This is a genomic window from Geobacillus sp. BMUD (assembly GCF_013096845.1).
GTDB classification, from domain to species: Bacteria; Bacillota; Bacilli; order Bacillales; family Anoxybacillaceae; genus Geobacillus; species Geobacillus vulcani.
Window position 1 is genome coordinate 175,784 of sequence record NZ_SDLA01000003.1, and the last position, 15,849, is coordinate 191,632.

Annotated in this window: 11 protein-coding genes and 3 pseudogenes; 11 read left to right on the forward strand and 3 right to left on the reverse strand. The window is 49.6% G+C overall.

Going from position 1 to position 15,849, the window contains the following annotated elements; translation table 11 throughout:
* The first annotated feature begins 46 nt into the window (after window positions 1-46).
* From ETC05_RS06525 to tnpA, 8 genes and pseudogenes are all read left to right on the forward strand, one after another.
* The gene (locus ETC05_RS06525) at window positions 47-1,645 is read left to right on the forward strand and encodes an ATP-binding protein (RefSeq protein ID WP_171660643.1); all 1,599 of its coding nucleotides are present in this window, start codon (window positions 47-49) and stop codon (window positions 1,643-1,645) included.
* Between the two features lie 12 nt (window positions 1,646-1,657).
* Window positions 1,658-2,350, forward strand: a complete 693-nt coding sequence (locus ETC05_RS06530) for a response regulator (RefSeq protein ID WP_171660644.1) — start codon at window positions 1,658-1,660, stop codon at window positions 2,348-2,350.
* A 51-nt stretch (window positions 2,351-2,401) separates the two neighbouring features.
* The gene (locus ETC05_RS06535) at window positions 2,402-3,328 is read left to right on the forward strand and encodes an AEC family transporter (RefSeq protein WP_171660663.1); all 927 of its coding nucleotides are present in this window, start codon (window positions 2,402-2,404) and stop codon (window positions 3,326-3,328) included.
* Window positions 3,329-3,397: 69 nt separating this feature from the next.
* Window positions 3,398-3,978 (forward strand): annotated as a pseudogene (locus ETC05_RS17805) (RpnC/YadD family protein); the annotation flags it as partial.
* 376 nt (window positions 3,979-4,354) lie between these two features.
* Window positions 4,355-5,371, forward strand: coding sequence for a LacI family DNA-binding transcriptional regulator (locus ETC05_RS06545; RefSeq protein WP_031409101.1), 1,017 nt, complete (start codon window positions 4,355-4,357; stop codon window positions 5,369-5,371).
* Between the two features lie 18 nt (window positions 5,372-5,389).
* Window positions 5,390-6,934 carry a gluconokinase gene (locus ETC05_RS06550; RefSeq protein ID WP_031409103.1) on the forward strand — a complete coding sequence of 515 codons (1,545 nt, stop codon included), beginning with the start codon at window positions 5,390-5,392 and terminating at the stop codon, window positions 6,932-6,934.
* A 413-nt stretch (window positions 6,935-7,347) separates the two neighbouring features.
* A complete protein-coding gene (locus tag ETC05_RS06555) occupies window positions 7,348-8,697 on the forward strand; it encodes a GntP family permease (protein ID WP_171660645.1) in 1,350 nt (449 codons plus the stop codon).
* Window positions 8,698-8,976: 279 nt separating this feature from the next.
* Window positions 8,977-9,180: pseudogene (gene tnpA / locus ETC05_RS06560) on the forward strand (IS200/IS605 family transposase); the annotation flags it as partial.
* On the opposite strand, the gene aspA reads toward tnpA, so the two are convergent.
* Together aspA and ETC05_RS06570 are read right to left on the reverse strand one after the other, a co-directional pair.
* Window positions 9,170-10,582: an aspartate ammonia-lyase gene (gene aspA / locus ETC05_RS06565; RefSeq protein WP_031409107.1), complete on the reverse strand. Its 1,413-nt coding sequence runs from the start codon at window positions 10,580-10,582 to the stop codon at window positions 9,170-9,172. The pseudogene tnpA and the gene aspA overlap by 11 nt on opposite strands.
* Window positions 10,583-11,593: an asparaginase gene (locus tag ETC05_RS06570; protein WP_031409109.1), complete on the reverse strand. Its 1,011-nt coding sequence runs from the start codon at window positions 11,591-11,593 to the stop codon at window positions 10,583-10,585.
* A 180-nt stretch (window positions 11,594-11,773) separates the two neighbouring features.
* Here ETC05_RS06570 and ETC05_RS06575 point away from each other — a divergent pair, with 180 nt between their 5' ends.
* Complete coding sequence (locus ETC05_RS06575) at window positions 11,774-12,103, forward strand: helix-turn-helix domain-containing protein (protein WP_031409111.1); 330 nt, start codon at window positions 11,774-11,776, stop codon at window positions 12,101-12,103.
* Between the two features lie 14 nt (window positions 12,104-12,117).
* Here the strand turns inward: ETC05_RS06575 and ETC05_RS06580 are convergent.
* Window positions 12,118-12,487: pseudogene (locus ETC05_RS06580) on the reverse strand (hypothetical protein).
* 355 nt (window positions 12,488-12,842) lie between these two features.
* Between ETC05_RS06580 and ETC05_RS06585 the strand changes: the two are divergent.
* Window positions 12,843-14,240: a methyl-accepting chemotaxis protein gene (locus tag ETC05_RS06585; RefSeq protein WP_171660646.1), complete on the forward strand. Its 1,398-nt coding sequence runs from the start codon at window positions 12,843-12,845 to the stop codon at window positions 14,238-14,240.
* Window positions 14,241-14,558: 318 nt separating this feature from the next.
* Window positions 14,559-15,815, forward strand: coding sequence for an urea ABC transporter substrate-binding protein (urtA, locus tag ETC05_RS06590; RefSeq protein WP_171660647.1), 1,257 nt, complete (start codon window positions 14,559-14,561; stop codon window positions 15,813-15,815).
* The last annotated feature ends 34 nt before the right edge of the window (window positions 15,816-15,849 follow it).

Sequence of the window (15,849 nt, forward strand, 5' to 3'; positions counted from 1 at the left end):
AATGGGGGGATTGTCTTTCTTTATTTCCGTTTGAGGGGCAAAAGCAATGAAGCTTCAGACACGGTTAATGGTTATCATTTGTTCATTGTTGCTGCTTGTAATTGTGGTTTTAACGTTTCTGTTTCAACATATGTTTGCGGCAACGCTTAAACAACAAATCGGCATGCGGGCGCTAAACGTGGCGGAAACCGTTGCCTCCACTCCGCTTGTGTGTGAGGCGTTTCACGATCCGAATCCGTCCGTGCGCTTGCAGCCGTTTGCCGAGCACATCCGCCAAAAGACGGGGGCGGAATATGTAGTGATCGGCAACCGCCAAGGCATTCGCTACGCCCATCCGCTGCCGGATCGGATCGGAAAATCGATGGTGGGGGGTGACAACGGAGAAGTGCTCAAAGGCAAGGCCATTATTTCCGAGGCGGTCGGTTCGCTCGGTCCGGCCATCCGCGGAAAAGCGCCGATTTTGGATGAAAACGGACATGTGATTGGCATTGTTTCAGTTGGTTTTTTGCTGGAGGATATTCAGCGCACGGTGTGGTCGTATAGTGTGAAGATCTTTCTTTTCTCCGTTCTTGCCCTTTTGCTCGGGGCGGCGGGCGCAGTGGCGATTGCCAAGGCGGTGAAAAAATCGATTCACGGTCTTGAACCGGAAGAAATCGGCTTGTTGTATCAAGAAAAACAGGCGATTTTAGAAGCGATTCGTGAAGGAATTGTTGCTATCAATCAAGAGGGAACGATTACAATGGTCAATCGAACCGCGTTGAAGTTGCTTGGGTATGAGAACGAACGTGGTGTATTGGGAATGCCTATCTTACAACTTATTCCCCACTCGAGGTTGCCTGAAGTCATTCGAACGGGGCAGGCGGAATTTGACGATGAAATGGTGTTAGGTGAAGAAACGGTCATTGCGAATCGCGTTCCGATAAAAGATCAAACGGGCCGCGTGATTGGAGCGGTGTCGACGTTTCGCAACAAATCGGAGTTGTACCGCCTAACGAAAGAGCTGTCGCAGCTGCGAAGCTATGCGGATGCGTTGCGGGCGCAAACACACGAGTTTTCGAATAAGTTGTATTTGATCTCCGGTCTGATTCAATTGGAATCGTATGAGGAAGCGCTTGAATGGATTACAAAAGAAACCGACTTGCAACAAAACATTGTCCGGTTTATCATGAAGGAAATTCCGGATCCGATCATCGGCGGGCTGTTGATCGGCAAGTTCAATCGCGCCAACGAGCTAAAAATTACGTTTACGATTGATCGGGAAAGCAGTTTCCGCGATGTGCCACCTGCGATCGACCGCGACCATTTGGTGACGATTATCGGCAACTTGTTGGATAATGCCATGGAGGCGGCTCTCCATAACGGGAAAGAAGAGAAGCGAGTGACCATTTTTTTGACGGACTTGGGCGACGATTTGATTATTGAAGTGGAAGATAACGGTCCCGGCATTGATCCTGCTTTGGCGGAACGAATATATGAACGAGGGTTTTCGACAAAAGCCAATGGCCGTCGAGGATATGGGTTGGATCTCGTCAGTAAAGCACTGACGATGCTTGGCGGGCAAATCACATACGAGTCGAAACAAGGAGCGGGAACGGTGTTTACCGTCATTATCCCGAAGCGGCTAGCTCAGGCTGGCCATCATTGAGAGGGGGAAGAGATGTCGGTGATTCGTGTGCTGATTATTGAGGACGACCGCCGCATTGCCGAGATCAATCGGCGCTTTGTGGAAAAAGTAGAAGGGTATGAAGTGGTCGGCATCGCCACTAATGCTGAAGAAGCGAAGGAGCTGACCGAGGTGCTGCGGCCGGACGTTCTGTTGCTTGATGTCTATTTTCCAGACATGAACGGCCTCTCTTTTTTAAAGTGGGTGCGTGAACGTTTTTCCAATATCGACATTATTATGATCACAGCAGCCCGCGAAATTGACGCGCTAAAACAGGCGCTGCACGGCGGGGTGTTTGACTATATTATCAAACCGATGATGTTTGACCGTTTTGTGGAAACATTAAATCGGTATAAAGAGTATCACGGTAAAATGCAGCAGTGGATGAAAGAAAAAGAGTGGATCGATCAAGAGGATGTCGACAAACTGATCGGGCGGGAGGCTCCGGTTAAGGACCAACCGATGCTTCCAAAAGGCATTCAGCCGTTAACCCTTGAAAAAGTGCTGATGGTGGTGAAACAGTGTCAAGATGGTGTGACGGCCGAAGAAGTCGGACGGCAAATCGGCACGAGCCGAACGACGGCCCGCCGGTATTTAGAGTACCTTGTCTCCACAGGGCAAGTATCGGCTGATATTGTTTACGGATCAGTCGGCCGCCCGGAACGAATTTATAAAAAGAGAGGTTGAGCAAGAAGTAAAGCGGCCTTCATCATGGATAAAGAAAGCGGGGGAAGAGCGTTGGCCGTTTTTAGTGGCATTTTGCTTCAAGTGATGGTTCCGATGCTGCTTATGGTCGGGGCGGGAGCGCTATTGCACCGTCTGTTTCATTTTGACATGAATACCTTGTCCAAGCTGAATATGTATGTGCTGTTGCCGGCTGTTGCGTTCATTAACGTGTATGACAGCGAATTGAACGGGAATGTGTTGGCGTCCGTATTCGGTTTTCTTTTTTTGCAAAGCAGCGGATTGATCGTGTTGAGCATGATGATGGCAAAATGGTTCAAACTTGATCGAAGCATGGCGGCGGTGTTTCAAAATACGATTGTGCTCAACAACTCAGGCAACTTTGGCATTCCAGTGAGCCAATTGGTGTTTCACCAGCAGCCGCTTGGAGCGGCCATTCAAATTGTCGTAACGATATTTCAAAACTTTCTCACGAATACATATGGCGTTTACCAGTTTGTTTCGGGAAACGGGAAACAAGGAAAGTGGGTTGCCGAACTATGGAAAAATCCGGTTCTTCATGCGTTATGGCTAGGTGTTGTTTGCCGTTGGCTGCATGTCCCGATTCCCTCATTTGTATGGACGCCGCTTCAACGCATCGCTGACGCGTTTTTAGCCATCGCCCTCTTTACATTAGGGGCGCAAATCGCTTATGCCCGTTTTACCGCTTTGCCGCCGCTATTGTATGTGAGCGTGTTGGGCCGCCTGCTCGTTTCGCCGCTATTGGCTGCGGCATTCATCTTTCTGTTAGGGCTTGATGGGGTGACGGCCCAAGCGCTGCTCATCGCCAGCTCCTACCCTTGTTCGCGCAACACCGCTTTGTACGCGCTTGAATACGATTGTCATCCCGACTACGCTGCCCAGGCAGTGCTGTTATCCACGATGCTTAGTGCCATCACAGTAACGGGCGTCGTCTATGCCGCGCGACTGTTGTTTTCGTAAGTTTCGTGTGGCGGCGGTATGGGAGGAAGACTGCTGCTATCTAAAGGGCTACTTTTTTTGCTTTCCGTGAAAATGCCGCGCCGCATTGTTCCAATTGCCATCTTCAGCTATGACGAATCCCGCAATGAACCTTCTTCGTGGCGCATCCAGTTTCCGTTCTTGACCGTTCTCGATTTTCGTTATTTGACGGTGGAGCTATGCAAACTGCCGTGGCGCGCGTACATCCGCCATGACAACCCCGTCGCCACCGCGTTGGTAAGCAAAATGGGGTATAATGAAGAAGAGAAGGTCGAAGTGAAAAAAGAGTTTTTGCGCCTGCTCGTCCGTCTTGAGCTCGATGAGGCGAAACAGCGGTTGTTGTTCGGCTTTTTTGAAACGTATTTGCGGCTGTCTGAAGAAGAGGAAGCGAAACTGCGAAACGAGGTGAGTCAAATGGAGACGGAGGAGGCGAAGCAAGTCACGGAGCTCATCACTTCGTACGAACAGCGGAGAAGCGAACAAGAGGTCAAACAAGGAATCAAACAGGGGCGCCAACAAGGGATCGAGGAGGGAAGCTTGAGGTGGTGAAGCGCATGCTCGCTAAAGGATATGACGTCGACACGATCCGCGAACTGACTGGACTGCCGGTCGAGAGGATTGAAAAGGTGAAGGAGTCAACCCGGCTTTTCGCCGAAGAGACAAACGTTGCCGTCGATCGCCAATTGCATCAAAGCCCAGGGATCGACGGCTTTACGTCCATAAAGCTTGATCAACGCGGTAAGTTCTGTGATCAGTTTGACAACAGAGAAGGTTCGCTCAGTCCATTCAATGTCGTCAGACAGGACGCTCCGAGAAGTATTGCTTTCGTCAAATGGAATAATAGATCGGTAATACAAGCCTGTATGTTTTCCGGCGAGGGGACGAAAATCAAGGGAATTTTACGAAGAAGTATTGTAAACCGCTTTCATTTGTTTTATAATAAAGCTAAACCGGTTTATGAAAGCGCTTTGAGAGCTAAATCGATTTAGGGCAAGAGAGGGATCCCTGTTGAAAAAAGTCACGATGGCCGATGTCGCGAAATTGGCCAACGTTTCCAAAAGCACGGTTTCGCAATATTTGAACAAACGCTACGAGTATATGAGCGAGGAAACGAGAAAGCGCATCGCCGAGGCGATTGAGGAACTTGGCTATCAGCCGAACGTGATCGCTCGCAGTTTGAAACAAAAAACGACGGCGACCATTGGCGTGATCGTTTTTAATATGCTTCATATGTTGACGACGCAAGTGCTGCACGCGATTGAAGAAGAGTGCCAAAAACGCGGCTTTCAAGTCATTGTCTGCAACTCCGGCGATGATCCGGAAAAAGAGAAAACATACATCGAGATGCTGCTGGCGAAACAGGTCGACGGGTTGATCGTCTTTCCCACGGGGAAAAATGAAGACGTTTACCAACGCCTTGCCGCCGAGCGGTTTCCGCTCGTCTTTGTTGACCGGATGGTGCCGGGAGTCGAGGCGGACAGCGTGCTGTTGGACAACTTTGGCGCGGCGGAGATGGCGGTTGATTATTTAGCATCGGGCGGTTATGACCGCATCGCCATTGTCACCCCGCCGCTCGTTCCTTACAACGTGCCGCGGATGGAACGGTTGGCAGGGTTTCGGGCGGCGATGGCGAAAAGAGGGTTTGACATTGACGATAGGAATGTCATCGCCGCTGATCCGGCCGTGCTGCCTGAGGAACTGAAAAAACGGTTTGCTGAGTCCCACCGGCCCAACGCCTTGTTTGCGATTAACGACTTGACATTGATGGGCGTTTTACGGTTTGTCAAGGAGGCGGGTGTGCGCATGCCGGATGAGCTGGCGATCATCAACATCGACGATGTGCCCTTTGCCGATATTTACACGCCAGCGCTGACGACGATCGCCCAGCCGACGTTTGCGATGGGGAAAAAGACGGCCGAGCAGGTATTTTTACAAATCGACCGGAAACGGTCGGGCAAACCGCAAGTGTTTCGTTTCTCTCCGATACTGAAGGAACGGACATCGGTTAGACGGGAGAATAGATGAAGGAAAGGAGGAGAAACGATGACTATTGATGAGCAAGTCGTCATTGGGGTGGACATCGGGACGACAAGCACGAAAGCGGTCGTTTTCGGAGAACGCGGTCGGGTGTTGGCTTCCTATGCCGTTGATTATCCGATCATCCAGCCGCATCCAGGCTTTGCCGAACAAGATCCGGAAGAGCTGTTTGCGGCGGTCATTCAAGCCGTCGGGGCGGTGACGATCCGCCATCGGATTCGTCCCCAGCAGGTGAAAGCGATCGGGTTGAGTGCGGCGATGCACTCGATCATGGCGCTTGACGAATCCGGGCGGCCGCTCACTCGCTTACTCATTTGGGCCGATAACCGAAGCGTCGCCCAAGCGGAGCGGCTGCTGAAAGAGAACAACGGTCTTGACATTTATCGGCGGACGGGAACGCCGATCCATCCGATGTCTCCGTTGCCGAAACTGCTTTGGTTGAAAGAGAAGCAGCCGGATGTGTTTCGGCAAGCCCGTTGGTTTGTCTCTGTGAAAGATTATGTGCTTTACCGCCTATATGGCGATTATATCGCTGACCATTCGTTGGCTTCAGCGACCGGGTTGTTCCGCCTGGATACGCTTGATTGGGACGAGGACGTGCTTTCGTTTCTTGGCATAAGCCGCGAGCGGCTGCCGCGTTTAGCCCCAGCGACATACATCTTGCAAGGGATGAAGAAAGAATGGGCGGATAAAATGGGGGTATCCGCTGATGTGCCGGTCATTATCGGCGCAAGTGACGGCGTGCTCGCCAACATCGGTGTCGGCGCGGTGCTTCCGGGCGAGGCGGCCATTACGATCGGGACGAGCGGAGCAGTGCGGACGATCGCCGCTGCCCCGACGACCGATGAAAAAGGGCGGACGTTTTGTTATGCCTTAACGCCTGGCTATTGGGTCGTTGGTGGACCGACGAACAACGGCGGCATTTTGCTTCGCTGGCTGCGCGACGAGTTTGGCGCCCAAGAGCGGGAAGTGGCGAAAAAGCTCGGCATCGATCCGTACGATTTGTTGACGAAATATGCCGAACGCGTCCCGCCCGGAGCGGAAGGATTGGTGTTTTTGCCGTTTTTATCAGGCGAGCGGGCGCCGTATTGGAACGCGAACGCGCGCGGGACGTTTTTTGGCCTTGGCCTTCACCATCGGCGCGAACATTTGATTCGGGCGGTGATGGAAGGCGTCTGCTTCAGCATCGTATCGGTAGCGCTCGCGATCCGCGATGTCACCGGGCCAATGACCGAAATCCGCGTCTCCGGAGGCTTTGCGAAATCGCCGTTTTGGCGGCAAATGCTTTCCGATATGCTCGGCAAACCGCTTATTGTGCCGCAGACGCATGAGGCGTCGGCGCTGGGAGCGGCGGCAGTGGCGCTGCACGCGTTAGGGGAACTGCCTTCTTTGGAAATGGTGAAAACGTGGATGGACACGACCGCCCGTCATGAACCGAAGGAAGAACATACGCTTATTTACGCTGAGCTGTTTGATTTGTACAGCCGCTTATATGAGCGGTTAAAAGAGGAGTTTGACATCATCGCGGCGTTTCAGCGGCAAGGAGGGTAACAGGCGCTGTCACCTAAATCGGTTTAGGAAGCATCGGCTGCTCCTAAATCGATTTAGGAGAACGTGCGGCCTCGCTTACTTCTTGTTGAAAACGCTTGCTCACTGAGCGAAATCGATTGATTCGAGACGTTGAGAAAAGGAGAGGGGGTGAAGAGCGTCGGCAGGATGAAACCTCAGCCTTGATGGTTGCGCACCTGCCACGTGAGCACATCACTCAAGAAGAAACGATGGTCGAAGAGTCAATCAATAAATGGTGATGACATAGCGTATACCGCTTTTCCGACGGATCGTTTCTCAAATCGAAAAAACCTTGCAACATCGGTTCTTCTTTGCATAATGGACGCTTATGGATTGGGAGAAACCGCTGTTTTTCACCGCTTTCTCAAATAGACGAATACAAGGGGGAACAAGTCATGGGAATTGCCATTGTCATTGCCGCCATTATTGTTTTATTGTTATTGATTACCGCGGCGAAAATGCATCCGTTTGTTGCACTCATTTCCGTTTCCGTCGGTGTCGGGCTGGCGATGGGGATGCCGCTCATCGCTCCGTCGCCGGAAACACCAGGGATCATCGACTCGATTAAAGCAGGGCTTGGCAATACGCTCGGCTTTTTAGCGATCGTCTTGGCGCTTGGGACGATGCTCGGCAAAATGATGGCTGAGTCGGGCGGTGCGGAGCGCATTGCGAAAACGCTAATCAATCGGTTTGGCCAAAAACGCGTCCATTGGGCGATGATGGTCGTCGCCTTTTTAGTCGGGATTCCGGTCTTTTTCCAAGTCGGATTTGTGCTGCTCATTCCGCTCGTCTTTACGATCGCAATGGAGACGGGCATCTCGCTTGTGACGATCGGCATTCCGCTTGTCGCCGGTTTGTCGGTGGTGCACGGCCTCGTCCCGCCGCACCCGGCGGCGATGGCGGCTGTCGGCATCTTTAAAGCAGATGTCGGAAAGACGATTCTTTATTCCATCATCGTCGGTCTGCCGACGGCAATCATTGCTGGACCGCTGTTTGGCAAATGGATCGGCTCGCGCATACACAAATCCGTGCCGGCCGACATCGCCGAGCAGCTCGTGCAGCAGAAAGAAGCGCGTGAACTTCCGGGTTTTGGAAATACGCTGTTTACCATTTTGCTTCCCGTTATTTTGATGTTGATTGCTTCTGTGGCCAACGTGACGCTTGATCAAAAGTCCGAAGCAGCGAAAGTGTTGCGCTTTATCGGTGATCCGATCGTCGCGCTGTTGATCGCCACGGTTTATTCATTCTTTAGCCTAGGCTATGCCCGCGGCTTTACCCGTGACGCCGTCCTGAAATTCGCCAACGACTGCCTCGGTCCGGTCGCAAACATCTTGCTTGTCATCGGAGCGGGCGGCGCGTTCAACAAAGTGCTGCTCGATTCCGGCATCGGCAATCAAATCGCGGAGGTGGCGAAACACTCGCACTTATCCCCGCTCCTGTTAGGCTGGGGCATCGCCGCTCTCATCCGCGTGGCGACCGGGTCAGCGACCGTGTCGATGATGACCGCGGCCGGCATCGTTGCGCCGATTGCTGCGAGCATTCCGGGAACGAACGCGGAGCTCCTCGTTTTGGCGACCGGTGCTGGGTCGTTGATCTTGTCACATGTCAATGACTCCGGGTTCTGGATGATCAAAGAATATTTCGGCATGACGGTCAAGGAAACGCTCATGACATGGACAGTGATGGAAACGATTATTTCGGTGGTGGCGTTTATGTTCGTCTTGCTGTTGAATGTGGTTCTATAACAACAGAGTGGAAGGGGCTGACCCAAAAGGCGATCTCTCCTCAAGAAAGACACAACATATCGTGTGGCAGGGAAGCGGCTGGTGCTTATATATAGCGATGAGAGAGGGTGTCCCAGTCGTTTTGGGACACCCCCTTTTTAACATAATTCTGAAAGAAGTCTCCCACTTCAAGCGTGTGCAGGGCGTAGCCCAACGATAAGTGGGAGATGAATGTCGTTTGGCGTTAGCCAAAGATTTTGGTATAATCAGTCTTAGATATATAAAAGGATTGATATATCAATGAAATTGGATAGTAATAATCATTCAGTATTCTTATTGTATTATCATCTTGTATTGGTTGTAAAGTATCGCAGAGAAGTATTCACCGATGAAGTATCTGATTTTGCAAAAGATATGTTTATAGAAATCGGGAAAAAATATAACATTACTTTGATAGAGTGGAATCACGATAAGGATCATATCCACATTTTCTTCAATGTTTACCTGCGATGCCCGGACTTGTCATCGCATACGGGTCTAAAATATCATTTAATTGCTTTTCGTTCAACAAATCGTACTCGATACATAATTCACGCACCGATTTTCCTGTTTGTAGCGCTTCTTTCGCTACGCGCGACGCCGCTTCATAACCGATGTACGGATTGACTGCCGTAATGACGCCGATGCTGTTTTCGACATGTTGTTTTAGCCGTTCTTCATTCGCTTCAATGCCGGCTAAACAGTAGTCTGTAAACACGCGGAATACGTTGTCCATCATATGAAGCGACTGAAGCAAATTAAAGACGAGCACAGGCTCCATGACGTTTAGTTCTAACTGACCAGCTTCTGACGCTAAACAAATCGTATGATCGTTTCCAATGACTTGAAATGCCACTTGATTGACGACTTCTGCCATGACCGGATTCACTTTCCCCGGCATAATGGACGACCCCGGCTGGCGAGGAGGCAACGTAATTTCCCCTAACCCTGCGCGCGGGCCAGACGCCATAAGACGAAGATCGTTCGCGATTTTTGACATGTTGATCATACATACTTTTAACGCGGCTGATACTTCCGTATAAGCATCTGTATTTTGCGTCGCATCGACGAGATGTTCTGCACGCACAAGCGGTAAGCGCGTCAACTGAACGAGATGAAAAATGACGCGTTCAATATAGGCTGGATCAGCATTTAAGCCCGTTCCGACTGCCGTCGCCCCGATATTAACTTCATACAAATGTTGGCGCGACTGAGCGATGCGCTTCATATCGCGAGCGACGACGCAGCGGTACGCTTCAAACTCTTGCCCGAGCCGAATTGGAACAGCATCTTGTAAATGCGTTCGTCCCATTTTAATCACATGGTCAAACCGTTTCGCCTGATCGGCGAACACATCATGCATATGTTCCATCGTTTGAAGCAGTTGACCGATCATCTTCAGCACCGCAATATGAATGGCAGTCGGAAACACATCGTTTGTCGATTGCGACATATTGACGTGCGTGTTTGGGCTAATGACATGGTAACTCCCTTTTCGCTCCCCCAGCCATTCAAGTGCGCGATTCGCGATCACTTCGTTTGTGTTCATGTTGATGGACGTTCCTGCGCCACCTTGAATCGGGTCGACGATAAATTGATCGTGCCATTGCCCGTCGATCACTTCCTCGGCTGCTTTCACGATCGCTTCACCGATGCGCCGCGGAAGCTGACCTGTTTCCATATTCGCGAGCGCTGCCGCTTTTTTTACGGTCGCCATCGCTTGAATGAGCTCGCGGTGAAGACGATACCCTGTAATCGGAAAATTTTCGGCCGCACGCATCGTTTGAATGCCATAATAAGCATCGTACGGAATTTCTTTTTCACCAAGCAAATCGCGTTCGATTCGTACTGCTTTCGTTTGCATCATTTATGCACCCCAACTTTCCCCTTCTTTTTCTGTCATGTCATTGGCAATCGGTGTTTCCATTATCTTTTTTACGTCAAGCACATTCGTCGTTTTCCCTAACGCCCACATGAGCTTCGGCACGATCGCTTCCGTGTTCATATCGCCTGATAAAATGACGGTATTTTGCGCCACTTTTCGTCCAACTTCATATAAAGTTAAATCTTCTCCTTCTTCTAAACATTGCGTCGTAATGACAACGGCCATGCCATCATCGATCAGTTCCTTCATCTTCGGCAACAAATTGCGCCCTTGAAACGGCACACCGCCGCTTCCGAAACTTTCGATAATGACGCCGCGATATAAATGGCGAATGTAATCAAATATTTCTGGCTTCGTGCCCGGATGAAGCTTCAGTAAAAACACGTCCGGGCAAAGCGACGGATCAAATTGCAACTTGCCGCTCGGCTTTGGCAGTTCGTATTGATAATCGATGCGATCGTGATGAATGTAAGCGACGTACGGATGGTTAATGCTTTCGAACGCATCATAGCTTTTCGTCCGCATTTTTACTGCCCGCGTTCCTAAAATGACGCGCCCATCGAAAACGACGAACACCCCACTCACATTCTCGCACGCAAAACGAAGCGCATCGCGTATATTTTTTTTCGCATCCGTTTTCCGAAAGCCGATCGGCACTTGAGAGCCGGTCAATACAATCGGCTTATTCACGTTTTGAAGCATATATGACAACGCAGCTGCCGTATACGCCATCGTATCCGTTCCGTGCGTCACGACAAAGCCGTCATAGCGATTGTATTGCGTATAAATCGCCTCCGCAATGTCACGCCAATGCTCCGGCTGCATGTTTGTGCTGTCGATGTTCATTAAAATTTGGCTATCTAAATGATACGGCTGATTTTCAATCGTAATGTAGCTCGTCAGCTCCTGTGCCGTCAGCTTTGGCGTAAGCCCTTCTTCGCTCGGCACGGAAGCAATCGTACCACCTGTCGCAAGCAGCAAAATGTTTTTCATTATCGTCACCTCAAATATGGCAGTTTTGGATCATCTCTTGTATTGGTTGTGTCATGTAGTGTAAACTATAAATACATTCGTTCGCGATTCGCGTACATTCATTTCAATTATATTTAGAAAAAGGGAAAATAACAAGTGTTTTTATTCATTTCGCGAACAGCAAAAAGGGGGAGAAAAATGATGATTTCGAAACGATTATCGGAATTAAGAAAGAGAAAGCAATGGTCGTTGCAATATATTGCCGATCAACTGAATATCGCAAAAAGCACATATGCCGGCTATGAGTCCGGTTATCGCCAGCCGTCGCTCGAAGCTGTCAAGGAGCTGGCGGTGTTGTTTGGCACAACGACAGACTACTTACTCGGGGCAACAGACGAGGAGCAACCGTCGATTGAGCTCACTCGCCCGACGGTTCGACTGACAGTAGACGGTGAAGCAGTGACGGAAGACGAAATCATTCAACTCATCGCATTCATCCGCGCGAAACGGGAAATCGAAAATAAAAAATAGGCGCCATGCAACGCCTATCCAATCACATCAGCAACATCGCGCGCCAATTGCGCAACAGATGCATACGGCGCATCAAGTTGCAACATGCGGCGCAACGCGCAACGCGCCTCTTTTGACAAGGAAAGTTCGTCTTCCCAGCTTTTCTCTTTGTCCTCTGTTGGCTCATAAGAAGAATACAACTTCAATTATATATTCCATGACAAGATGCGGAATGCCGCGCACGTCGAACATATCATATAGCTTTGGAATTTGCGGATGGTTTAGCTTTCGTAACATGAGCGCTTCTCGTTCAAACGATGCGATTCGCTTCTTTTTCCCGAGTTCGACAGTGACTAGGCAAACCAAATGCCTCTCGCCCCTTGATACCAAAGGGACGAGAGGCATTTGGGCATACTTCAGGCGTGTATCTAGGAGACCGGTGATTAAAGGAAAAACCCATTTATCTATTGAAGAAAACTTGTCATGCCGGTATTCCTTGCTCTCCTAATGTCACCGAGTTGGACGTGAAATATGTTTTTCATCGTGCTTCAAGAGAAGAGCTTTGCCAAATTGAAAACCTGCATGGTGACCATTTTTCTTTCCATCTACAAACAGGCGCTGGTGAAGAAAACGTCATTTTTTCAGTCTTCTACCTTACGACAGCCTTATTTTTCGTCGGTGTCGCTTGTTTTGACATGTTCCTTTCATTTATTTTATGTTATAATAATGTAATAAAATATTACATAAGGAGTGACGAAAGTTGATTTTTGCGAGGCGTGCGGAGAGAAAAACAAGGCGTGAATCCGCTTGGCCATGGCAGGAGGAAAAGCATGAAGAACGAAAACAAATCGCTCGGCAAATTGTGGTGGCCGTTGATCAGCTCAAGGCAGTGATGGAACAGATGAAACTGGCGGCGCTTTCGCTAAGTCACATTTCCGATTCAAGCCAGAACAGCGCGGCAGAGCTGATGAGCCATAGCGAAAAAACAGTCGAGTATACAGAGAAAGTAGCGAAAAAAATGCGGGCCATCGAGGAAGCGGCTAAGGAAATTGCCGCATCTTCGAACGACATTCATGCAAGCAGCCGGCAGTTTTCTGAACAATGGATGCATTCATGGAATTCATTAGAAACGTTGCAAAAGGAAATCCGAACATTGCGCTCCCGCCATGAAACATTGTTGAGACAAATGGATCAGCTTGTTTATCATTCTCAACGCATCAATCAAATTATATCGGTGATCGGTGAGATTTCACAGAAAACGAGAATTTTGTCGTTAAACGCCAACATAGAAGCGGCTCGTGCCAGAGAACACGGGCTTGGGTTTGCAGTCGTCGCGCGTGAAATTGGCATGCTGGCGAATCAAACATCGGAGGCAGTTCAACAAACACAGGACATTTTGTCGCTCATTCAAGGGGAAATCGCAGCGACGACCGATATCGTTCGCGAAGAAACAAAGCAGATCGATGTCGAAGAAAAAGAAATGGAAGCGATTATGACGTTCCTTCATTCGTTGCAGCAGCAGCTGAATAATATGATGGACCTCGTCTCTTCTTCTGCCGAGTCAGCATCCGGGCAGTCGGACAGCGTGAAAGAAATTGTCGGCCTGCTTGAAGAAATTGTGCAATTGAGCCGGGAAAATCAACAGTTTGTCGAGCGTGTGGCGGCGGATATGAACGAACAGCATGAGAACGTCAGGCAGATTTTGCGCATTAACGAAGCGTTGCAAAAGACGGCGGGGGATCTGCAGCAAACAGTTGGACGTGATTGGATGAGAGAAACGATTTTTGTGGATGATGCAGTCGTAAAAAACGCGATTCATAAACTATCGGCTTTGCTTCAGTCGGCTCCGTTGGAACAAATGGATGAGACCATCCACTGTCGGGTGCTGGACCAATTTTTAGCCCAGAACGGAGAATTTGAGGCTGTTTGGTCGAATCGTCTTGATGGCACGTTTGTCTATTCGAATCCACCAGCCGGATTGGTCAACGCCAAAGTCCGGCCGTGGTTTCAGGAAGCCAGTAAAGGAACAGTGTACGTTTCTGATCTGTATGTATCGGCATTGACGAAACGTGTTTGTGCCACGGTTTCTGCTCCCATTGCGAATCATAACGGTCAAATTGTCGGAGTTATCGGAGCGGATTTGGCGCTTTCGAAATGAGAGATGCCCCAAAAAGGTGCATGTGTGCCTTTTTGGGGTGTTTTTTGTTTTTTAGGCACGAATGACTTTAGAAACAAGGGGTATGCTCTTTTGTGATAATAAATATAACAAAAATATGTTATAAAATATGACAATACTGTTGAATCAATGATATCTAGGCCTTACACTGCTAATCAAGAATACATCCTCAAGATGGTTTACACAAAATGGATATCGCTCGTCACCTTGAGGAACAAGGGAGGGAGGCCGCTTTCCTAGATTAACGAAATATAAGGAATCATTGGTTTTTAGAAATGAATAAGGGGGAAGGATGTCCGAATGAAACCAAAATTCATGCGGAAGTTATGGTTGCTTTTATGCATCAGCGTTTTTGCCCTTGGTGGATGTGCGGCGTCATCAGCTGTGGATCAAGCAAAAAACGAAAACAAAAAGGATTCGTCTTCGGCTAGTAAAGAAGGCGATACGGTCAAAGTAGGGATTCTCCATTCGCTGAGCGGAACGATGGCCATCAGTGAAGTGTCGCTGCGCGATGCCGAATTAATGGCGATCGAGGAAATCAATGCATCCGGAGGGCTGCTCGGCAAGAAAATTGAACCGGTTGTGGAAGATGGGGCGTCGGACTGGCCGACGTTTGCCGAAAAGGCGAAAAAACTGCTGCAAAAAGATCGAGTGGCCACCATTTTTGGCGGTTGGACATCGGCGAGCCGCAAAGCGATGCTTCCGGTTGTGGAGCAAAACAACGGGCTGCTTTGGTATCCGGTGCAATATGAAGGGATGGAGTCATCACCGAACATCTTTTACACCGGGGCGACGACGAATCAACAAATCGTTCCGGCGGTTAGTTGGCTCTTGAAAAACCGTGGCAAAACGTTTTTCTTGCTTGGGTCGGATTACGTCTTTCCACGGACCGCGAACAAAATCATCAAGGCTCAACTGAAGGCCGAAGGCGGGCAAGTGATCGGTGAAGAATATACGCCGCTCGGCCATACCGATTATAGCACCATTATCAGCAAAATCAAACAAGTGAAACCGGCTGTTGTCTTCAATACGCTCAACGGCGATAGCAATGTCGCCTTTTTCAAACAGTTGAAAGACGCTGGCATCACGCCGAAAGACGTGACGGTGATGTCCGTCAGCATCGCAGAAGAAGAAATCCGCGGGATCGGGCCGGATGTGTTGGCCGGTCATTTGGCTGTGTGGAACTATTTCCAGACGACCGATACACCGGAGAATAAGGCGTTTGTACAAAAGTATAAACAAAAGTACGGACAAGACCGCGTGACTGATGATCCGATTGAAGCGGCGTATACAGCAGTTCATTTATGGGCCGAAGCGGTGAAAAAAGCCGGTTCTTTTGATGTGGATCAAGTGAAAAAAGCTGCGGCCGGCCTTGAATACAAGGCGCCGGAAGGAATGGTGAAAATTGACGGGGAAACGCAACATCTATGGAAAACGGTGCGCATTGGCGAAATCCAAGCGGACGGACAATTCAAAGAGTTATGGAATTCCGGCCAGCCGGTGAAGCCAGATCCGTATTTAAAGAGCTACCCATGGGCGAAGGGATTAAGTGAATAGTTCACTTGGAAGGAAGGAGTTTCCTTCTTTCCTT